The 19532-nt window shown below is 69.6% G+C and carries 20 protein-coding genes and 1 pseudogene; 9 read left to right on the top strand and 12 right to left on the bottom strand.

Going from position 1 to position 19532, the window contains the following annotated elements:
- The first annotated feature begins 76 nt into the window (after positions 1-76).
- On the top strand, positions 77-487 hold the full coding sequence (locus ACZ49B_RS19695) for a winged helix-turn-helix transcriptional regulator (protein WP_468307400.1): 411 nt from the start codon (positions 77-79) through the stop codon (positions 485-487).
- A gap of 229 nt (positions 488-716) precedes the next feature.
- Here ACZ49B_RS19695 and ACZ49B_RS19700 read toward each other — a convergent pair whose 3' ends face one another.
- Together ACZ49B_RS19700 and ACZ49B_RS19705 are read right to left on the bottom strand one after the other, a co-directional pair.
- A complete protein-coding gene (locus ACZ49B_RS19700) occupies positions 717-1586 on the bottom strand; it encodes an LPXTG cell wall anchor domain-containing protein (protein WP_468307401.1) in 870 nt (289 codons plus the stop codon).
- Positions 1587-1596: 10 nt separating this feature from the next.
- Positions 1597-2160, bottom strand: coding sequence for a papain-like cysteine protease family protein (locus ACZ49B_RS19705; RefSeq protein WP_468307403.1), 564 nt, complete (start codon positions 2158-2160; stop codon positions 1597-1599).
- 252 nt (positions 2161-2412) lie between these two features.
- Here ACZ49B_RS19705 and ACZ49B_RS19710 point away from each other — a divergent pair, with 252 nt between their 5' ends.
- On the top strand, positions 2413-2568 hold the full coding sequence (locus ACZ49B_RS19710) for a hypothetical protein (RefSeq protein ID WP_468307404.1): 156 nt from the start codon (positions 2413-2415) through the stop codon (positions 2566-2568).
- Positions 2569-2598: 30 nt separating this feature from the next.
- Here the strand turns inward: ACZ49B_RS19710 and ACZ49B_RS19715 are convergent, their stop codons facing one another.
- Positions 2599-2796 (bottom strand): hypothetical protein, encoded by a 198-nt coding sequence (locus ACZ49B_RS19715; protein ID WP_468307407.1) that lies wholly within the window; start codon positions 2794-2796, stop codon positions 2599-2601.
- Between ACZ49B_RS19715 and ACZ49B_RS19720 the strand changes: the two genes are divergently transcribed.
- Complete coding sequence (locus tag ACZ49B_RS19720) at positions 2795-2962, top strand: hypothetical protein (protein WP_468307410.1); 168 nt, start codon at positions 2795-2797, stop codon at positions 2960-2962. The genes ACZ49B_RS19715 and ACZ49B_RS19720 overlap by 2 nt on opposite strands.
- On the opposite strand, the gene ACZ49B_RS19725 is transcribed toward ACZ49B_RS19720, so the two are convergent.
- On the bottom strand, positions 2959-3180 hold the full coding sequence (locus ACZ49B_RS19725; RefSeq protein WP_468307412.1) for a hypothetical protein: 222 nt from the start codon (positions 3178-3180) through the stop codon (positions 2959-2961). The two genes, ACZ49B_RS19720 and ACZ49B_RS19725, sit on opposite strands and share 4 nt — an antisense overlap.
- Before the next feature lie 278 nt (positions 3181-3458).
- Between ACZ49B_RS19725 and ACZ49B_RS19730 the strand changes: the two genes are divergently transcribed.
- Positions 3459-3812 (top strand): hypothetical protein, encoded by a 354-nt coding sequence (locus tag ACZ49B_RS19730; RefSeq protein ID WP_468307415.1) that lies wholly within the window; start codon positions 3459-3461, stop codon positions 3810-3812.
- Positions 3813-4407: 595 nt separating this feature from the next.
- Here the strand turns inward: ACZ49B_RS19730 and ACZ49B_RS19735 are convergent.
- Positions 4408-4764: a DUF4190 domain-containing protein gene (locus tag ACZ49B_RS19735; RefSeq protein WP_468307418.1), complete on the bottom strand. Its 357-nt coding sequence runs from the start codon at positions 4762-4764 to the stop codon at positions 4408-4410.
- Between the two features lie 246 nt (positions 4765-5010).
- A complete protein-coding gene (locus ACZ49B_RS19740; protein ID WP_468307420.1) occupies positions 5011-5481 on the bottom strand; it encodes a hypothetical protein in 471 nt (156 codons plus the stop codon).
- Between the two features lie 283 nt (positions 5482-5764).
- Here ACZ49B_RS19740 and ACZ49B_RS19745 point away from each other — a divergent pair, with 283 nt between their 5' ends.
- Both ACZ49B_RS19745 and ACZ49B_RS19750 read left to right on the top strand, forming a co-directional pair.
- Positions 5765-6955, top strand: coding sequence for an NAD(P)/FAD-dependent oxidoreductase (locus ACZ49B_RS19745; RefSeq protein ID WP_468307422.1), 1191 nt, complete (start codon positions 5765-5767; stop codon positions 6953-6955).
- Positions 6956-6965: 10 nt separating this feature from the next.
- Positions 6966-7904, top strand: a complete 939-nt coding sequence (locus ACZ49B_RS19750) for a sigma-70 family RNA polymerase sigma factor (protein ID WP_468307424.1) — start codon at positions 6966-6968, stop codon at positions 7902-7904.
- A gap of 228 nt (positions 7905-8132) precedes the next feature.
- Here the strand turns inward: ACZ49B_RS19750 and ACZ49B_RS19755 are convergent, their stop codons facing one another.
- From ACZ49B_RS19755 to ACZ49B_RS19765, 3 genes are all read right to left on the bottom strand, one after another.
- On the bottom strand, positions 8133-8279 hold the full coding sequence (locus tag ACZ49B_RS19755; RefSeq protein ID WP_468307427.1) for a hypothetical protein: 147 nt from the start codon (positions 8277-8279) through the stop codon (positions 8133-8135).
- Positions 8279-9103, bottom strand: a complete 825-nt coding sequence (locus ACZ49B_RS19760; RefSeq protein WP_468307430.1) for a hypothetical protein — start codon at positions 9101-9103, stop codon at positions 8279-8281. Before ACZ49B_RS19760 ends, ACZ49B_RS19755 begins: the two co-directional genes overlap by 1 nt.
- Positions 9104-9938: 835 nt before the next feature.
- Entirely contained in the window at positions 9939-10358 is a 420-nt protein-coding gene (locus ACZ49B_RS19765; protein ID WP_468307431.1) for a hypothetical protein, read from the bottom strand.
- A gap of 364 nt (positions 10359-10722) precedes the next feature.
- Here ACZ49B_RS19765 and ACZ49B_RS19770 point away from each other — a divergent pair.
- Both ACZ49B_RS19770 and ACZ49B_RS19775 read left to right on the top strand, forming a co-directional pair.
- A pseudogene (locus ACZ49B_RS19770) lies at positions 10723-12057 on the top strand (DEAD/DEAH box helicase family protein); the annotation flags it as partial.
- A 124-nt stretch (positions 12058-12181) separates the two neighbouring features.
- Positions 12182-12769, top strand: a complete 588-nt coding sequence (locus ACZ49B_RS19775) for a histidine phosphatase family protein (RefSeq protein WP_468307434.1) — start codon at positions 12182-12184, stop codon at positions 12767-12769.
- A gap of 322 nt (positions 12770-13091) precedes the next feature.
- Here ACZ49B_RS19775 and ACZ49B_RS19780 read toward each other — a convergent pair whose 3' ends face one another.
- The 3 genes from ACZ49B_RS19780 to ACZ49B_RS19790 form a co-directional block, all read right to left on the bottom strand.
- Complete coding sequence (locus ACZ49B_RS19780; RefSeq protein ID WP_468307436.1) at positions 13092-14051, bottom strand: hypothetical protein; 960 nt, start codon at positions 14049-14051, stop codon at positions 13092-13094.
- Positions 14052-14688: 637 nt separating this feature from the next.
- A complete protein-coding gene (locus ACZ49B_RS19785) occupies positions 14689-14811 on the bottom strand; it encodes a hypothetical protein (RefSeq protein ID WP_468307439.1) in 123 nt (40 codons plus the stop codon).
- 489 nt (positions 14812-15300) lie between these two features.
- Entirely contained in the window at positions 15301-16500 is a 1200-nt protein-coding gene (locus ACZ49B_RS19790; RefSeq protein WP_468307442.1) for an SMI1/KNR4 family protein, read from the bottom strand.
- Between the two features lie 1314 nt (positions 16501-17814).
- On the opposite strand from ACZ49B_RS19790, the gene ACZ49B_RS19795 reads away from it, so the two are divergent.
- Positions 17815-19455 (top strand): alpha/beta hydrolase, encoded by a 1641-nt coding sequence (locus tag ACZ49B_RS19795; RefSeq protein ID WP_468307444.1) that lies wholly within the window; start codon positions 17815-17817, stop codon positions 19453-19455.
- Positions 19456-19532 lie beyond the last annotated feature (77 nt).

Below are 19532 nucleotides of genomic sequence, written 5' to 3' on the forward strand. Positions count from 1 at the left end.
TGGTGACCGCAGAAACGATAGGTAACTGTCCGACCGCTTCCTAGACGGCACTTTCAGGGAAGGTGGTGAGTCACAGGTGACCACCCGAGGAGCCCGGGCCGCCGGTCGTGGGATACGCGGCGATCTGTTCGATCCCCACTGCCCGACGCGGCAGTTGCTGGACCGCATCGGTACGAAGTGGACGTCCATGGCCGTCAAGACGCTCGCCGATGCCGCACCGGACGAGGTGCGCTTCGCAGAGCTGAGACGCCGGATGCCCGGCGTCTCGCAGAAGATGCTGTCCGTGACGCTGCGAAGCCTGACCCGCGACGGGCTGGTGTCGCGTCGGGTCGAACCGACCGTACCGCCGCGGGTCTTCTACCGACTCACCGGACTCGGGCTGTCCCTGGAAGCCGCACTTGCGGGGCTGCGGTCCTGGGCGGAGGAGCACATGGCCGAGATCGACCGCGCCAACGAAGCCATGGACCAGGAGGTCGACGAGGGATAGGCCGCCTCTTCGAAGGAAGTCCGGGTCAGAAGCGTGCCGTTCAGGCGCTCGTCCCTGAGCGACGAAGCCTCACCCGACGGAGATGAGCAGACCCGGCTGCTGCTGCCGTATGCCGCCCCCTGCAGCCCGGCGCCGAGTGCTGCTTGGGCGGCGCAGGACATGGCCAGTCGAAGCTCCGTCCCGCCTGGCTGCCCAGGCCGGGACGGAGGGAGCGGCGTGCGGGTCGTCTTCAGCCAGTGCTTGCGCGCCGGCGTCGGCGGAGGATGGCGGCGCCGCCCGCGAGGGCGAGTGCCGCGCTGGAACCGCCGGCAAGGAGCAGGGAGGAGGAGGTGTTGTCCGTCCTGGGCGGGGAGCTGTAGCCGCTGGAGTAGCCGTTGGTGTCGTACTGCATGCCGGGCAGCTTGTCGGCGTAGCGGGCCTTGACCAGGTTCTGGTAGTCGCTGAGCGACACCGATGCCTGGCCGCCCAGGCCTTGGCGGGCCTCGTCGTTGAGTGGCTCCACGGTGGTGAGCTTGAGCTGGTACCAGCCGCGGATCTGCGGTTCGGTGAAGACCAGCGTGCCCAGGGTCGCCTTGCCGGCGTAGGTGGCGTCGCTGTCGCCGTCGCGGATGGCCGCCAGGTGCCAGCCGCCGCCCTGGGTGGGGGCGAGCATGACGGTCGCGTTGCGGCCGTTGACGGTGGTGCTCAGCGAGGAGACCAGCTGCGTCAGCTTGATCGCCTCGGTGGGCAGTGGCTTGGCGGTGCCCGCGACGAACCCGGCGGTGATCTCGTTCCGTGCCAGCGGGTCCTTGATCGTGAAGAGGGGGAGGCCCTGGCACGGCTCGGCCGTCTCGGGGATCGTCTGCACCGGGCCGCCTGCGCCGCCGGTGGGCACCGGAGTGCGCAGGAAGCGGCAGACGGCGTTTTTGACGTCGGTGGACTTCACCGCGTTGAGGGCGGCCTGGTAGTCGGGGATATCTGCCGGGAGAGGGTCCTTGGCCGGAGCGGCATGAGCCGGACCGACGACGGACAGCAGTGCGGATGCACTCAGTGCAATGACGATGGACAGGCGGCAGTAGCGAGAGCCCGCCCGCTTGCCGGACATTTCGGTGTGGCGCATGTCGCCTGCCTTAGCGGGAGATACCGATGCGGGAATGGGTCCACTTCGACGAGCTGTTACTCACATAGTCGTTGTAGTTCCACCACGTATACGTGGTGGTGTCCGGCCACGGGTCGGCCACGCCGATCGTGTTGTTCGACGTGTCGAAGCCGTAGACCACGTTCATGTGGCCGCCACCGGACGCCCACCCGATGCGGGCGCCGATCGGCCGGGCCGCCTTCACGTCGGTGTAGACCTGGCTGAAGGTGGCCGCGCTGTTCAAGCCCGAGCCAGTGTGGGTCAGGCCGAGACTGCTCCAGCCCCTGGCCATGTCGTCGAGCGTGGCGGGCTGGTTGTTGCAGCCGTAGTAGGGCTGGGCCCGGTTGCAGAAGTCCGTCTGTGTGGATCCGAAGCCCTGGAACTTGGCGATGGTGAGCCCAGAGGCGACCCAGCACCACTGGGTCTTCTCCTGCTTCAGCATGCCGATGTTGTCCTGACCCGCTTCCGCGTGAGCCGTACCTCCCGCGGCCGCGAGCGACCCTAAAGCAGCCAGCACGACCGCCGACGCCGCGGTTCCGTACCTGAATTTGGCCATATTCCTGCCTTCCCCTCTGATGAGTGCCACGAGATGAGCGAGGCAACCCGGGCACGAATATGTCAGCGCCACATGCCGAAATCATAGGGGAATTACGCCGATTCAACCGCTACTGATTACTTGTCATGTAATCGCGCCAGTGAACTGGCCCCGTCCACTGTGACGGCGAAAATCCCCGCCGCGCATGAACGCCGGCAACCTGCGTGAATTCGACGTCGGGCAGCCGGGATACGGGCGAGGAGCTGCTGATTCGTGTCCGCGAGGCGACCCAGGCGGCGGCACGCCTTCGACCTGGCCATGGCCGACCCCCTGTGCGCGGCGGCCGTCGAGACCAGCGGCGACGGCTGGCCCTCCCACGGGGCTCCCCGCCACCACTGTGCGCCTGCGCCTGCCGGAACAACGGCCTGAGGGGCAGCGAAAAGGGCTCGCCCCCCTGGACTACGGGGCAGGCGTGGACTTCACCACCGTTGCGCCGCAGCCGGCAGCGATGTCCAGCAGCCGCTCTCGCTCCGCCCCGTCAGCGGCCAGGCCCCAGCGGAGCTTGGTCGCGGTCCACTCCGCGCCGTACCGGCACAGCGCGTCCGGCGCCGGAGGCGGCCACTGCGCGGGATCCTCGTCACCCTTGCCGCGGTTCATGGCCGCCGTCACCGCCACCAGCAAGGCGAGCCGGCCCTGGTCGTTCGCGTACGCCTCACGCCTCTGGGCGATCTACGAACTGGTGCCCGATTCCCAAGCCTCCGCGAGCGGCACCATGTGGTCGATGTCGATGCGGGACGCGTCGGTGACGGTGACCTCTTCCTAGTACGACAACCCCATACCCCCGCTCAACGCGCAGCCCGGCCCGATCTCCGGGTAATCGACCGCCTCGGAGAGCAGGACTTCCTGGCGGGCGTTGCAGCCGTCGTCCGGGAGGTCGCCGACGTTCCAGTACTTGAAGCTCGAGCGCTGGTAATTCGTACGGTTCTCGAGCGCGAACGGCAGCGCGGAAACCGCCATCCCGAGCGGCAGGACCTGCGACACGGCCGCGGCCACGGGTCGGGCGGCCGCGTGCGCGGTGGTGGCGGGGCAGGGGCAGGGGCAGGGGCAGGGCGAGAAGAGCAGTGGCAGCGATGGCGGCCCGCATCATGATCATCATGGGGCGGTTGTATCCGCTGCAACACCGCCGGAGACAGGCCCCCGACGCCAGGTTCACCCGCACGGGGCGCCCAATTCACCGGCGTAACGCCACTGCACCAGCAGTCTGCCCGGGGCGGCCGTACGTGTACCGAAACGCAGCGCCTGTCCCTGGCCGACCTCCCATGCACCTCCTCCTGATCGGAGCAGGTCTCGGAGCTTCTGCACACGGAGCTGGCGCCTTCGAGGCCCTGCACGGTGAGTGGCACGGCGATGTCGACACCGTCTGGGAGATCCTGCGCCGCACCTACGTCGCCGCCGTCGCCGCACCCCTGAACGGTGGCCGGGGTGCCCGCGACGTACAGATCGACTCAGGAGTCGTCGGTGCCGAGCTGTTTCACCTGCTGGGCCAGCCACCGACCTGGAAGGAGGACACCGCGCTGCTCGCCTCCATGTTCGGCTGCGCCCACCCGCACTTCCTGTGGAACAGCGTGGGATACGCCGCAAGCGCCGTCGTCGGCGACTGGCTCGATGGCTGACTGTTGTGCGGCATCCCGGGTCCTGCCGGTATTGCTCCATGATTGAACGGGCGACATCCGAGGTCAGGCTCAGGCGGCTGGACCGAGGCCGGCGGCGGTCAGATCCTGCGCGCACAGTCAAGACGTGCTCCATCCGGCTGCCGCACCCTTCGCAGTCGGGCCATACCGGTTCCTGGGTCCACCCCGGGTAGCCGCCCAGCTTGATCCCTGGTGCCTCCGCGAGGTGGTGGGAGTACCGCAGGCCGGTTTCGGCGAGCAGTGCGTCGAAGCGGCCTCTGAGTACGTCGTGGAGCTCGTCACGAAGGTCCCAGCTGGGGTACTCAGTCACCTGCTCGGGGTGAACCACACAGCGTCCCGGGTACGAGCTCTCGGGAAGCCCGGCCGCCGGTGCCGGGGTTGCCAGCACGTCGCCGACGGCGCCGGAGTTGCGCCAGTGGACCTGGGGCAGGGGGTTCAGCACCGCCTCGACGCTCCAGAGGTCGCTGCAGCGTAAGTGCCGAAAGGAATGCCGACACGGTGCTGACGGCCATGAGAGAGGCAATCCGTGCGTTTCGCACGGTGATGCCGTCCTTGTTGGGAAGTCGCCCGTCGCCAGTCAATTCCCGGTGAGCTGCTGGTGGACGCACTGCTCGTACTGCTGGAAACTGTCGGGTCGGTAGCACTCCTGCGTCTTGTTGGCGTACCAGACGAAGAAGACGGCGACCAGGACTGACACCACGATCGCGATGGCCGACGTCACCACGCCGGTGAGGGCCTTGCCCCGGCCGATGCCGGTCCGCTTGGCCGTCGTCAAGGCAACGATGCCCAGGATCAGACCGATGCCGCCGAACAGGCCGCCAATGAAGAAGATCGACGTGCTCAAGCCGATGACCCCGAGCACCATGGCAGCCCCGGCCAGGCCGTTGGTCGATGTCGTGTGCTGCGGCGGCTTCTCTATTCGTTGCGTGCTCATCAAACGTCCTCCGGTCAACTGTTCGGAGAACGATCCTGGCTTCCGGGTCGCGGATGCGCATCGCGAGAAGGCGGGAGAGGGTACTCCCTCGATCGAGGGAGGCCATCGGTGAACTGACCGGTCATACTGGGGCGCTAGCGGATCACCGCCCACGAGCCACGATCAATCTCAGCGCCAACTGCTACTACCGCCGCCATCTGAACCATCCGGCCCGTTTCAGATGGCCAGCCCGCGCGCGGGCCATGCCTACGACCAGGACACACTGATCTGCTTCCTGGTCGTGCGCACGTCTACAACCTCGAAACCGCCCTCGTGCCGCACGACATGCTGGATCTCATCCCAACCCGAGTAGCGCAGGAATCCGACCCATCCTTGCGTGGTCGCCAGCTGGAGCATCCACTCGACGACCTGCATCACCACCCCGAACTCGTCGTCGTGGACACATGTCCGGACGGTCAGAGCCCACGGCACGCTCCCGTCCAGGTTCGGCCTGTCCACGGCACGGAGCAGCATCGAGGTGTCCACCCCGCCGAACGACCGGCTCGCAGAGCCACCGTCGAAAACTGCCCACGGGTCCCCCCATGACTCCCAGTCAGCCGACTCCAGAGTCGATGGAGCCTCTGCCTCCCCCAGGAGCCACCTCAGCTCGTGCAACGTCGCCTCGGGCAGATCCGGAGACAGGTCCACAGCCAGGAACAGGTCGTAATAGTCACTCACAGGTGGACCCTAGCTTCAGGCACCGACAGCACGCCCAGAGCGCACGACCCGACCGAGGCCACGCTGCTGTGAGAACTCGCGAACGGTAGAGGGCAATCGGATCACCGACTCCTCCCAAACTCGTCGACAAACGCTGTCCCATGACGCGGGAACGGGGCCACCGAGTTCCGGACGGAGACTCAGCCGCTCCTCTCACCCAGTGACCCGCATCACACCTGGCTCCTGTCAGCAATCGGGGCGCCGTCTCGTTCAAGGGGCACGCAAACGAGACGGGAGTATCGCCATGAAGCACCGCATCGTCGTCCTCGGCGCCGGATACGCCGGGGCCTTCGCCGCCGGAAACCTGGCTCGTCGGCTTTCGCCCGCCGACGTCGAGATCACCATCGTCAACGCCGTGCCCGACTTCGTGGAGCGGATGCGGCTCCACCAGATCGCGGCCGGCCAGGATTTCGCGGTCCGCAAGCTCGCCGACGTATTCGCGGGCACCGGGGTGCGCCTGCGCCTGGCGCGCGTCACCGGCGTCGACCCCGGGCGCAGGGCCGTTGCCGTGACCGGCGAGGACGGCGACGGCGAGGTCGCCTACGACACCCTTCTCTACGCGCTCGGCAGCACCGTCGCCCACCATGGCGTCCCCGGCGTGGCCGAGTACGCCTTCGACGTGACCGGCCGGACCTCGGCGCTGCGACTGCGCGAGCGCCTGGCCCGCCTGGGCGAGGGGGGCACCGTGCTGGTCGTCGGCGAGGGGCTGACCGGCATCGAGACCGCCACCGAGTTCGCCGAGTCCCGGCCCGACCTCTCGATCGCACTCGCCGCGCGCGGCGAGCTGGGCGCCTGGCTCTCTCCGAAGGCCCGCCGCCACCTGCGCCAGACCTTCGACCGGCTCGGCATCACCGTCCACGAGCACACCGCAATCGAAGCCGTCGAGCCGACGAGGGCGATCGCCGCCGACGCCACGGTCATCCCGGCCGACGTGACCGTGTGGTCGGCCGGTTTCGCCGTGCACCCCATCGCGGCGGCCGGCGGCCTGGAGGTCGCCGAGACCGGCCAGATCGTCGTCGACCGCACCATGCGTTCGGTCTCGCACCCGGACGTCTACGCCGCCGGTGACTGCGCCTACGCGATCGGCGAGAACGGCCTGCCGCTGCCGATGTCCTGCGCCTCGGCCGGCCTCACCAACATGCAGGCGACCGCCGCGATCATCGCGCGCCTGACGGGCGGCGAGGTCCCGGCCACCGGGCTGAAGTACCACGGCAACCACATCAGCCTCGGACGGCGCGACGCGATCTTCCAGATGGTGGACGGGAACGTCCGGCCCAAGTCCTGGTACCTGGGCGGCCGGACCGCCGCGCGGCTCAAGGCCAGTGTGCTCAAGGGGGCCGGGTGGGGCATCGACCACCCGACCTTCGGCATGCCGAAGCGCAAGCGCCGCCTGGCCACCGAACCTGACCGGTCCGGTGTGAGGGCCGCCGCCTAGGCTGGCGCGCATGGACAACGCAGCCATTGATCGGTTCGAGGCCGGCCGGGGCCGGCTGGCCTCGCTCGCGTACCGTCTGCTCGGCTCGGCCGCCGACGCCGAGGACGCCGTGCAGGACACGTTCTTGCGCTGGCAGGCTGCAGACCGTGAACAGGTCGAGGTGCCGGAGGCGTGGCTGACCAAGGTCGTCACCAACCTCTGCCTCGACCGGCTCCGCTCGGCGCAGGCGCGCCACGAGCGTGCGGCCGGTGCCTGGCTGCCCGAGCCCCTCCTCGAAGGCGATCCGATGCTGGGCCCGGCCGACACCTTCGAGCAGCGCGAATCGGTGTCGTTGGCCGTACTGACGCTCTTGGAGCGCCTCTCGCCCGTCGAGCGGGCCGCGTACGTCCTGCGTGAGGCCTTCTCGTACCCCCACGCCGATATCGCCGGGATCCTCGACATCACCGAGTCCGCGAGCCAGCAGCACGTCCACCGGGCACGACGCCGGGTCACCGCCGAGCGCCGCGGCGGCGGCGAGGTGGACCCCGCGTCAGCGCGGCGGATCGTCGAGGAGTTCCTCGCCGCCGCCGCGTCGGGGCGCACCGACCGCCTGGTGGCGATGCTCACCGCCGACGCGACCGCGGTCTCGGACGGTGCCGGACTGGCCAGGCGGCTACTGAAGTACACGACGCCCGAGCGAGTCGCCTCCCTTGTGCGGATCGGCTTCAAGCCCACGCCGGCGAAGCGGCGGCTGGCCGGCGGCTCCCCGGCGTTCCATATCGCGCTGGTCAACGGCTCCCCGGCCGTCCTCGCCGTGATCGAGGGGCGGGTCGTGGGCGCCGTGGCGTTCGAAGTCAGCGGCGGAAAGGTCGCGTCCCTGCGCGGCATTGCCGCCGCGGACCGGCTCGCGCGCCTCAACGAGGCCTGGCGGCAGCACGAGCCCGACGCGCCGGTCATCAGCTCATGGTGACCAGCACCGGACGGCGGTGCATGCGGCCCGGACTGCGGCTGCACGACAACCACGTCCTCCACGACAGCCCCGGCGGCCGGGCCGGCGACGGCGACGGCGACGGCGACGGCGACGCTCTCAACGTCCCGGCTCACGCCTCCGGTTCCAGTCGGGGCGGGCAGACGTGGCAGACGTGGGGCGGGACTCCCCGGCGGCGGCCACCGGGCCGTCGGCGTCGTTCGGCGTCGTTCAGCGTGCGAGGGCAGGGGCGTAGGCGGCCGGCTCGGTCTTGTAGGGGGCGAAGCCGGCGTTGTGCCTGCTGGGCACCGGCAGGCCCTGGTCGATCAGGTCCGCATCTACCACTCGTTTCCAGAGCGCGCAGCCACGCTTCACCATCACAGGGGAGGATGAGCACGCCGCCTCCGCTTCAGGGCATGTACCCCTACTGCAAGCGCGGCAGCACAGACGCCTGCCGCCAACCAGGAGGCTGTGCGCTTGAAATTGTCGGCCAGCGCAGGGGCAGGGTCGTGGCAGTCAGGGGCTGCGGGTTCTACCCGCAGTCGGGCCCAGACCTTTGACGGCGTCCCCTTCTCTCGCCAGACCACGGTGTAGAGACCCGGCTTCGCGTCGCACCTGATGCGGACGACCGCGGAGGCCCTCCTCGCTCCGTACATGACCACTGGTCGTGTGAACACCGACGAGGTCAACGTGACGCCTCCGTCGCCGCCCATCTCCAGGCCATCGGTGGCCGTCATCTCCCCGCCAGCCCGCACCGACCGCACGTCCCATGGGCTCGCGGGCCACTCCACATCCGCAGGCCAGCGCTCCTCCTCGGACTCAGGCGGCAGCTCGGAGACTCGCCTCGCGCACGCCGCACGCTCCGTCTCCTCAGCCGGAGCCACCCGGACACTCCCCCAGAGCCGCGTGACCTCGGAGGGGTTCCGGTCCCCACCTGATCCGATGCGCACCTCGTAGGACCCGGGCGCAGCGGTGCAGGAGATCGTCATGACCGCGGTCACGTGCGGATCGTTCATCATCATCCGGCCATCCGCCGTGAACGCCTCGGAGAAGACCCTGTCGCCGTTGCCGACGGCGTCCTGCAGGCTTACCGAGACGCCGACCTGCTCTCCAGGCCGAACCAACTGGTCGGCGCCACTTTGTAGCGGCAACGGCACATCCGTAAGCGGAGCGGCCTGCACTTCCTCCACTCCGAGTGACATGAACAGCGGAATCGTCAGGACTGCCGCGCCTACCCATGCCCGTAATCGCTTCACTTGTCGCCTGCCTGGGTTCGTTGACGATCTTTCACACACTGCCTACTCTGCCCTATTCCTCGAACTGACGCACTAACGCTGCGATGCCAGGCGTCATCACTGCGCTCAGGAAGCAAGTCATTGAGATCAAAAGGGTTGACCGCACTCGCTCTCGGCACCAGCACCGTGCTCCTCACCGCCCCCGCTGCCCTGGCGGCGTCGGCCGCTCCTCTCCGGCCGGCACGACGCTCTCTTAATCCCTCGGCCTCATCCTCGTCGGCGCCCCCACACCCAGCCCTTCAGGCTTACCCCGCTCCACGCCCTCCGCCTCGCAGCATCCCCTTCCGGCTGCACCACCGGTATTCGTTCAGCCGCTGCTGCCCTCATCGTTGCGGGGGCGAAAGCGACTGGACGACCGCAGGCGGACGGCACGTTCGAGCGGATGCTTCGGACTGCCCAAACCAAGGCAGACGCGGCGGGCGACGTCAATGGTCTGGTTTCGGTCGACTCCAGGATCGTCCGAGCCCACCGGCATGCCGCCGGGGCTCAAACAAGGGGCTCCGCGACCCTGCGCTCGGACAATCCCGAGGTGGCCTGACCAGCAAGATCCACCTGGTCTGCGATGCTCTGGGTCGCCCGCTGGCTTCGTCGTCTAGAGGCGGGACACCGACTGACTGCACTCGGTTCATTACGGTGATGGAAGCGATCCGGGAGCCCCGAATCTGACTGGAACGGCCGCGGGTTCGACCCGCCAACGTCCTCGGCGACAAGGGCTACAGCTCGAGGGCGATCCGCACCTGGCTCAGGCGGCGCGGCATCGCCCCACCATCCCCGAGTGGGCCGACCAGACCCGCAACCGGCTCAGGCGCAGCAGCCGTGGCGGCCGGCCGCCGGCCTTCAACCAATCCAGGCGATTCGGGACATCGCCCAATGTGCAGAGCGCCGTGACCTGCTCCTCCAAACGGCTCAGGGCGTCCGTGAGGGAAAGTTGATCGATCCGCTCAAAATAGAGGGTGCGGACATCGCCGCCGAACTCTCCCAGGGGTCGTGCAAGGCCGACATCCGCCATGGCTTCAACGATGCACCCGGCCGAGGTGATAGTCACACCTGCCGAGAACCGCAGCTCACTGACCTCCGAATTGGCCTCCGCGAAGAAGCCGAAGCGGTGGTGGCTCCTCAGTTCAGGTTCCGCAGCGTGCTGTTCGATCAAGATGGCAGGCACCGGCCCATACTCATGCCCGAAGTCGTAGGCGATGTAGAGCCATGCACGAGCTCGTTAGATCCACGTTTTCCAGCGGGAGTAACCCGGGTCGCATTGCCCGTTGTCGATCGCTTGCTGATGAGCCTGCTGCGGACTGAGCGACTCGTCAAAGGAGAAGAAGACGCAGCTGGGATAGACCGGCTGCAGTCCGTACCAGCCGACCGATATCAGCAGGGTGAGCGTGAGGGAGGCAAGGAGGTGCTTCCACGTAGGAGGACCTGAAAGAGGGCGGATCACGTAGCGAGCATAGGGCAGCCCGGATTCTCTGCTCGCGCCCCCGCCCCCCTCATCCCATCAGTGCCATCTCGTCTTAGAAATCGGCATTATGACTGTCATTCAGCTCGGGGAGCATCAAGTCGACCAGAAGTCGGCGTTCCGGAAATTGGGTTGGATTCCCTGCAAGGTGTCCGTACCCGCTCAGGGTGCGCGGGGCACGATCGTGCCCGCGTCCGGATCCGGCAAGACGATCACGGCCGCCTCGAGGCCCTGGACTGCTTCCCCGGCGGCCGGACCCTCGTCAACGTCCCGACCCTCGATCTCCTCGCGCAGATAGCTCAGGCGTGGCGCCTCGTCGGCCGTCGGGCCCCGGTGGTCGCAGAGTGCGCGCTGGAGAACGACGCCGTGCTGATCGAGCTGGGCGTGCGCACCACCACCAACCCGATCCAGCTCGCCCTGCGGGCCGGGACAGGGCCCGTCATCGTCCTCGCCACGCACGCCTCCCTCGTCGACCGCGAGAACAATCGGCGGACCCGACAGCCACCAGAAGGTTCGCGGGCCCCTGGAAGCCGCCCTGTCCGGCGGAGAGCGGCTCTACGGACAGAAGGTGGACGGCTTCCGACCTCGCCATCGTCGACGAGGCCCACGGCACCGCCGGCGACCTCGGCCGGCCCCGGGCTGAGATCCACGACAACACCCGCATCCCGGCAGACTTCCGGCTCTACCTCACCGCGACGCCTCACGTCCTGGCCGCGGCCCGGCCACAGACGGGCGCCCAGGGCCAGGAGGCAGAGATCGCGAGCATGGCCAACGACCCGGACGGCACGTACGACGCGTGGCTCGCCGAGCTCGGCCTGAGTGAGGCGATCGAGGGGGCCTCGCCGGGTCCGAGATCGACGTACTCGAGATCCGCGAACCCCTCCCCCGTCTCGGGCTGTCGGAGGAGGCGCTTCGGGGCCGGCGCCTGGCGCTCCTGCAGACCGCGCTCCTGGAGCACGCCGCCGGGCACGACCCACGCCGGTGCACCGTCATGACGTTCCACCAGAGGGTGGAGGAGGGACGCGCGTTCGCGGACAAGCTGCCGGAGACGGCCGCGGAGCTGTACCTCACCGAGTCGTCCGACGAGGCCCTGGCGCGCGCGGAGGCGCTGCCGAAGTCGTCGATCGACGTAGGGCTGTACGAACCGGAGGCCGGCCGCACGTACCCCCGGACCGCGTCTGGTCCGCATGGCTGTGCGGCGACCACCTCGTCACCAAGCGCCGCGAGGTGCTGCGCGAGTTCACCAAACGGCATCGACGTCAACAACCGGCGCGTGCACCGGGCGTTCCTCGCGTCCGTACGGGTGCTCGGGGAAGGCAGCGACATCACCGGCGAGCGCGGCGTCGAGGCAATCTGCTTCGCCGACACCCGCGGCTCGCAGGTGGAGATCATGCAGAACATCGGCGCGCCCTCCGCCTAAGAAGTCAGCTCAAGTGGTGAGTCCTCGGCGGAGGATGCAGGGCTGACGGAGGTGACGAGGGCGGGGGAATCCTCTCGCGATGCCACAAGATCAGATAGCGTGAGCGGCTATGGGTGAGCTGATAGTGATCAGGCACGGCCAGACCGAGTGGAGCCTGTCAGGCCAGCACGCTGGACGGACCGACGTTCCGCTGACCGACGTGGGTGAGGCTGCGGCCAGGGCCCTTACTCCGAGGCTGGCGCACCGCCGTCTGGTCGCCGTGTTCAGCAGTCCGCTGAGCCGCGCCATGCGGACGGCCGAGCTGGCCGGCCTGACCGGCGCCAAGCCTGATCCAGACCTGTTGGAGTGGGACTACGGCGGCTACGAAGGCCTGACCGCCGGGCAGATCCGCGAGGCGAGGCCGGGCTGGGACCTGTGGCGCGACGGCGTCATTCCCGGTGACGCCGACCACCCCGGCGAACAGCTCGCGCAGGTGGCCACGCGCACGGACGCGGTGCTGGACCGCATCCGTCCGCTGCTGAGCGACGGCGACGTCGCCGTGGTTGCGCACGGCCATCTGGCGCGTGTGCTCACCGTGCGCTGGCTCGGGCTCGACGCGTCCGCGAGCCGACTGCTCGGCCACCCGCATCCGGGCACTCTCAGCTTCCTGGCCACCGAAGACGGGCAGCCCATCATCTCCGCTTGGAACGTCCCGTAGGGCAAGGCCGCCGCGTCATATGTGGCGCGCGAGGCGCCGCAAGCCGCTCGAACCAGGTCACGACCATTGCCGGGATCAGTCTCCGCCCCGTCGCCTACACAGGCGGCCACAAGCGGGCGTGGGCGGCCGACGCACCCTCGACGCGTCCCACCAGGTCAAACTGACCGCGGCCCGATGCCGCCGGCTGGTGGGGAACACGGCCGAGACCGTCGCCGCGATCGTCGACCCTACGAACCCACCGAGACGGTCCACACGGCCCCCGTACCGCCTGACCGTCAACGGCGTCCTCCAGCCGGGCGGATGACACGCCGGTCCAAGGCGCTCACACCTCAAGTCGGGTGGCGACATCGGGCTGGTCATGGGACTCGGCGAACTGGATACGGTTGCGGACGAGTGTCCGCAGCATCGCCGCGCCCGCCACCACCGCGCCGAGATGCAGCACCACCGCGACGGCGAGGTTCTCGGGCGGGTTGATGCCGGCCGGGGCCGCCCACGCCACGTACAGCGTGATGGGCAGCTTCCAGCCGCTCCACGCGAACAGCGAACCCGATCCGACCCACCCGAGCACCAGGGGCAGCCAGCGGGGCAAGGGAGCAGGTCGCGCCCGGGCGATGATCCCGACGGCGGCGGAGGCGGCGAGCGCCCAGAAGGCGGAGATGGCTCCCAGGGCGTACCAGTTGGTGACCCGCTCGGCCGGGTGCGCGATTCCGATCGTGCCGCCAGCCGCCCAGTAGAGCCAGACCAGCCCGACCGCCGCACCGAGGGCAGCCGCCCATGGCGGCGTCGTGCGCGGCCCGTCGCCGACTTGCCCGGTGAACGCTTCCGGCCAGCGGCGCGCCAGGTACGCGGGGACCGCAAGGGCAAGCCCCAGCCCCATGCCCAGAAAGCTGAACTGGACCAGTACGGCTTCCCAGACCGGCATGGCCGCGTCCTCGCCGCCGCCTTGGCCGCCGCCCCCGCCGAGGAGGGTGCTGAGAACGCCGAACGGCAGGATCGAGACGAGGAACCCCGACCCCACCCACGCGCAGAACGCGACGAGCACCCCCGGTATCCGCATCCCCCACGGCCGCACCAGGGCGAGCGCCAACGCGATCCCGACCGCGGCCATGCCGATCGTGACGGTGTTGAGTACCACCCACTCCGCCAGGCCGAAGCCATTGCCGACCGGCAGCACACCCACGAGGGAGCCGACCACCCACGAAAGCTTGATCAGTATGTACGGCGACAGCGCCAAAGCTGCCCCATAAGCCGCTCTCCGCCCGACCAGATCCCACCGTTCCACCCGAACTCCCCTTCCGCCAGCAGGAATCCCATCCTCGAAGCTCACCAGACCGGCCACATCCCCCGCTGGCGGCACCCGCCTTCCCCCATCCGGGGGAGGCGACTGGATACCTCAGGACCACTACGACGAGCCCTCCCGCACAGCGCCGCGAGCGAGGCCCACCGGTCGATCACCCGCACCTCCCCCGGCACCGCCAACAGCCCCGTGCCCGGCACGGTCAGCTGGCGCACCGACACCCTGAACCCTCCGGCCGCCAGCTCCGCCAGCGCGTCGGCGTCCTCGTCGGCGGCCTAGCCGGACCGCTGGTCTGGGCCCCTCGACGTCGCCGGCGAGGCCCGGCCATGGGGCATCGAGCCGGAAGTGTCGCGTACCGCCCCGTGCGCAGCGCAGCAGCGAGGCCGCCGCCGCCCTTCCGCTCGTAGCAGGTGAGTGCGAGGAGGCTGACGGAGACGGCGCGGCGGCCGTGCCCAGGCGGTGATCACGGCGACTACGGCGAGGTCTCCGCTACCTGCCATGAGCAGACGTGCCGCCCGGCCCCGCCGCCACCTGACCAACGGGGACACCCGCAAGCGTTCAGCGGCGGGCGGTGCCGGCTCTCCGAGCCGGTGGGCGGGGGGCCGGGACGCCCGCAGAACCGTCAGAAGCCCCACACGCCGAAGACGTCATCCCTCCAGATCCACACGATGAAGCCGACCGACAGCACGTCATAGAACACCAATCGGCTGATCGCCGCACGTCGCGAAAACTCCTTCGCCCCCATGCCGTTTCCCCCTGCTCGAGATCGGTTCACGCAGGGCTACCGCCTCGACGCTGCCAGCCCCCCGAGAGCCAATCGTCCCGTGGTCGTCGGATGTTCGCCCCACGGACAGCGGAGAAGGTTGCACGGGCCAGCCAGCCCGGACCTCCTCCGCATCGGCGGACTCCACCACCGCCCGCGACCAAGCGCCCCGCCCCGCATCCGCCGCCGGGACCAGACCCGAACCCGCCGCCGACCACCAGGCCGCCACCAGGACCCGCAGCCGTCCCGCAGCCTGCACCTCGTCGTGCACCTCACGCTGCACGCCCATGTCGAAAGGTCACCAAATACATCAACAGGTGCGGTTTTAGGGTGAGTTGGGAGCGCACCGCGCAAGCCGCTTACGCGTACGCGAGGACGGAATTCATCCTTGCGGGGACATGAGCGGCCCCTGCTACGACTGATTCCGGCGCATCGGCCGGACGGGCAACCGGGCGATCGCCGGCCGAGGGATCACCAGTAGGCGTGGGCGTCCCAGGGGCGGAAGTCCGCGACCTCGACAGGGTCGTCGTCCTCGTCCAGGGCGGCGATGCCATGCGTGAACAGCGTGCCGCGCTGCCAGGCGAGGAGGGTGTCGATCAGGCCGCCTTCGAGTGGCGGTCCCTGGTCCGCGTGGCGGGGCCAGACGATCAGCGGCCAGGTGTCGGGATCCCCGCTCTCGGTGAGCCAGCCGAGGTAGTCGCCGTCGATGGAGTTGGCGAAGGGGAGGAAGCCGCCGGGCCGGGGCCACATGGGCAGCGGGTACCAGCCCGCGTTGCCGTCCTTGAGCTGCCGGTAGGCGTCGGCTGTGTCCTCGACGTGCGTGAGGAAACGCCGCTCGCCGGTCCGGAGCGGGGTGTGGAAACGCAGCCACCCGCTCCAGATACCGGCGCCGTACCTGTCCATCAGCCGCACGTACTCCCCGGGCAGCCGGGTGCCCAGCTCGGCGAACAGCCCCTCCCAGGAGCCGTTGCCGAGGTACGGCCGCTCGGGTGGCGGCGACAGCAGCCGCAGCCCGTCCAGCCCGGTGCCGGTCTCCAGCGCGATTCGGCGCTCGGCCTCGGTGAGCCGAGGCGGGACCGGCGCGGGCGGGATCCACGCCTCGGCGTCGGGGAGGAAGGCGGTCCGCGCGACGACGCCCGGCAGCGGGCCCAGCAGCGGGCCGGGAGGAGAAGGGAGCTCCCAGGTGTCACGGACGGTGTGCCGCAGATAGTCGGTGAGCGTCAGGTCGTACCGGTGCCACCGGAGCAGGCCACTGCCCGGCACCGCCCCCGAGTGCCGCACCACCACGGTCCACTTGTCGGGGTCGACGGAGGCCGAGGTGTCCCAGAACAGTACGTCGCTGCCCCGCGTGCAGCCCCAGGCCAACAGGCCGCCGGGCTCGGGGTGGAGCACAGGCCGCTCGGCCTCGGGCAGCGCCCGCGCCTCGATCCGCGCCTCCCGGTGCGTCGCGCGCAGCCACTCGCCGTAGTCGAAGCGGTCCTGCTGGACGCATGGCACGTGGATCCACACGTACTCACCGAAGTCCAGCGGCCCGTACCGGTCGGCAAGCCGCTTGTAGTCAGCCGGCAGCCGCAGTCCGAGCCAGTCCTCGACGGCCGCCCAGTCGACGGGTACAGAGGAGGGCGGGCGCTCGGATGAAGGGGTGGCAAACGTGCTTATGTCCGATGTCAATTGACGTCCTTCCAGCGTGCGCCATGTGCTCGCCAGATTCTTACGTCTCCGCGAACCAGGAGGAAATCGGGCGGCGGCGATGCCTCGTGGGTCGGACCGGCGCGTGGCGTTCCTGACATTCCTGTGGGTGTCGCGGCGCTGTAAGGGCTGGCGGGACGCGGCCGAGGAAGACCACCTCGCCTACCTAACCTGGCGGCGCCGGGACGGCGACGGGACGGCGACGGGCCGCGCATCGCCGGGTCGACCTGGAACCGCGAAGTGGCAGGGGTGGACGCCTTCTACCGATGGGCGGTGCGTGCCGGGCACGTGCCGACAAGCCCGATCCCGCAGGTGGCCAGGCGCCCGAGGGTTGGCCCGCAGCTGTCGCGCCGGACGGCGGACGAGCAGCGGCCCGGCGACGTACGCGCGGGGACACCGGTGCCGTGCGGATGGAGTGGCTGCCGCCGGTCTCCTCCTACCGGGTGTGGCGGGATGTGGGGGTGCGGGGCTACGACGCCGTGGGCCTGCCACGGCCTGGGATTCCGGGCGCGGTGGGCGGCACGCCACGCAACGTTCTGCGACCTGATGGTCCGGCACCGGGGCTCAGGCTGGCCGAGGAGTGCACGCCGACGGTGTTCGAGGTGCCGTGGTGGACACCGGAGTCGGGCGCCTAGGCGCAGGCCCTGGGTGGTGGAGGACCCCGGCAGGCCGTGGGCGCGCCGGGTTGGTTCGGCGTCCAGGGTGAAGGTGGAGCACCTGGGCGCGCATGAGCGGCGTCTGCTGTTGGTCGAGGGCCCGGCGGGGGTGGAACCGGCGATGTTGTGGCTTGGCGAGGGCGGGCAGCCGTTGTCGGTCTCGGCGTGGAAGGGTTCGCGGCCTCGAACCGGCGGTGCACGGCGGCGGGCGTGCGGCTGGCCTGTCACGCGCACATGCCGCCGCAGGGCATCGGCACAGGGTGACGATCGGCCGACGGCTCCTGCGCATACGCGACTCCTGACCATGCGGGCCTACCCGTCACAGGCCGGGACAGCGGCCTCCGCAATCGGCTGAACTCGGTCAAGCGGTCAGCCGCGAACCCTGTCCACAAGATCTCTTGTCGCGAAGTGTCGTCGGTTGTCCTCCCTGAGGGGGAGGGGACTACGAGTGGACGGGCGGGTCCGTCCCGGAAGCCCCGGCGGATACGCGGATCTTGGGGATGAATCTCGGCCATGTGTCCGGATTTCCGGTGGTACGTACGGGGGACGGAAGGTCGTTCTTGGGAGGGTTCCGGTCTGACCTGCCCGTCCAACACAGTCGAGGCGCAAGCGATTTCACTTGACGAACGGGACCACGCGCATGAAACGTTTCGCACGGCTGCTCGCCACCGCCGGACTCCTCGCCGCCGCCTCTCCCGGGCTGGCGACGCCATCGGCCTCCGCCGCCCCGACCCCCGCGTACCTGCGACAGACGCCGGCCTGGCACCGCTGCAGCCCCGATCGGCCGGAGGCGTACGAGTGCGCCACCCTCAAGGTGCCGCTCGACTACCAGCGTCCTGAAGGGCGCACCCTGAACCTCGCCATATCACGGATGAAGAGCGAGAACCCCGCCAAGCGGCGTGGCGTCCTCCTCCTCAACCCCGGCGGCCCCGGGACCTCGGGTCTCTACCGGCCGATACAGACGAATGCCGCGATGCCCAAGGACGTCCGCGACCGCTACGACCTCGTCGGCTTCGACCCGCGCGGCGTCGGCGAGAGCAGCCCGATCGGCTGTGGTGATCTGAGCGAAGTGGAGGTGGGCATCGGCGGGGCGTACCGGCCCGAGACCTTCGCCTCGGACGTGTCCTGGGCGCGCGGAATCGCCGACAAGTGCCGTGCGCATTCGGGCGATGTGATTCCGTACATCACCACCCGCAACACGGCGCGCGACATGGACGTCATCCGCGCCGCGCTAGGGGAGCGGAAGATCTCTTACCTGGGCTACTCGTACGGGACGTACCTCGGCGCGGTGTACTCCCAGATGTTCCCGGAGCGCACCGACCGGTTCGTCCTGGACAGCGGCGTGGACCCGGGGCGCGTCTGGCGCGGCATGATCCAGGCGTGGGGGACCGAAGCCGAGCCCGCCTTCGAGCGGTGGACGCGGTGGGCGGCGGAGCGCTCGGACACTTATGGGCTCGGCGCCACGCCCGAGGCGGTCTCGGCCACCTTCTGGGCGCTGGTGGAGCGGGCCGACCGGGCCCCCTTCATCCACTACGGGGAGAAAGTGACGGGTGACTACATCAGGGCCGATCCGTCGCTCTTCTTCGATCCCCACGGTGCCTCGGCCGTCATCAAGTCCATCAAGGCATCGGCCGACAAGGCGCCCCTGCCGCCGGGTGGCACCGATCCGGGCGGCACGGCTCCGGGTGGCACCGGTCCAGGCGCGAGCGGGAAGGGCGCCGACAGGAAGCGGCCCGGCGCGCAGTCACCGCTCGGCGGGGTGCGGGCCGCCGGACCGGGCGTCGACGCGGGAGGGGCGTCGGAAGGTCCGGACGCCACTCCCGCCGGCAACGCCACCGCCGTGTACTGGGCCGTGGTGTGCGGGGACACGAACAACTGGCCCCGCGATCCGGAGCAGTACGCGCGGGACGCGGCGCGGGACAAGGTGAAGCACCCGCTGTACGGGGACTTCGCGTCGAACATCAAGCCGTGCGCCTTCTGGCAACGGCCGCTGGAGCCCGCCACGCCCATGAAGACGCGGGCCGATGTCCTGACCGTGCAGAACGAGTGGGATCCGATGACCCCGCTCGGCACCGGCCAAGGGCTGCACCAGGCGCTGAATGGGTCGCGGATGGTGTTGGCGCTGGGGGGTGAGGGGCACGGTGTGTACCTCTCCAACCCCACGGCCTGCGCCAACACACCCGTCAACGCGTACCTGTCGACGGGACGGCTGCCCGCGAAGGACGTGACCTGCCACAACCCGCCGCCCACTCCGGATCCGGAGGGTGCCGTAGCCCGCTGACGACAGAGCCCGGCCGCCCGGCCCCGCTGCAATCGGCTGAACCCGGTCAAGCGGTCACGGGGCCGGCCGTTCCGGTC

The sequence above is a fragment of the Streptomyces sp. NPDC031132 genome, from assembly GCF_055570595.1.

Coding starts and splice junctions, on each gene's coding strand:
- ACZ49B_RS19700 (WP_468307401.1), bottom strand. CDS start 1,586: ATGCGCCACACCGAAATGTCCGGCAAGCGGGCGGGCTCTCGCTACTGC.
- ACZ49B_RS19705 (WP_468307403.1), bottom strand. CDS start 2,160: ATGGCCAAATTCAGGTACGGAACCGCGGCGTCGGCGGTCGTGCTGGCT.
- ACZ49B_RS19720 (WP_468307410.1), top strand. CDS start 2,795: ATGGCCGCCGTCACCGCCACCAGCAAGGCGAGCCGGCCCTGGTCGTTC.
- ACZ49B_RS19715 (WP_468307407.1), bottom strand. CDS start 2,796: ATGAACCGCGGCAAGGGTGACGAGGATCCCGCGCAGTGGCCGCCTCCG.
- ACZ49B_RS19730 (WP_468307415.1), top strand. CDS start 3,459: ATGCACCTCCTCCTGATCGGAGCAGGTCTCGGAGCTTCTGCACACGGA.
- ACZ49B_RS19735 (WP_468307418.1), bottom strand. CDS start 4,764: ATGAGCACGCAACGAATAGAGAAGCCGCCGCAGCACACGACATCGACC.
- ACZ49B_RS19745 (WP_468307422.1), top strand. CDS start 5,765: ATGAAGCACCGCATCGTCGTCCTCGGCGCCGGATACGCCGGGGCCTTC.
- ACZ49B_RS19750 (WP_468307424.1), top strand. CDS start 6,966: ATGGACAACGCAGCCATTGATCGGTTCGAGGCCGGCCGGGGCCGGCTG.
- ACZ49B_RS19755 (WP_468307427.1), bottom strand. CDS start 8,279: ATGGTGAAGCGTGGCTGCGCGCTCTGGAAACGAGTGGTAGATGCGGAC.
- ACZ49B_RS19760 (WP_468307430.1), bottom strand. CDS start 9,103: ATGTCACTCGGAGTGGAGGAAGTGCAGGCCGCTCCGCTTACGGATGTG.
- ACZ49B_RS19775 (WP_468307434.1), top strand. CDS start 12,182: ATGGGTGAGCTGATAGTGATCAGGCACGGCCAGACCGAGTGGAGCCTG.
- ACZ49B_RS19785 (WP_468307439.1), bottom strand. CDS start 14,811: ATGGGGGCGAAGGAGTTTTCGCGACGTGCGGCGATCAGCCGATTGGTG.
- ACZ49B_RS19795 (WP_468307444.1), top strand. CDS start 17,815: ATGAAACGTTTCGCACGGCTGCTCGCCACCGCCGGACTCCTCGCCGCC.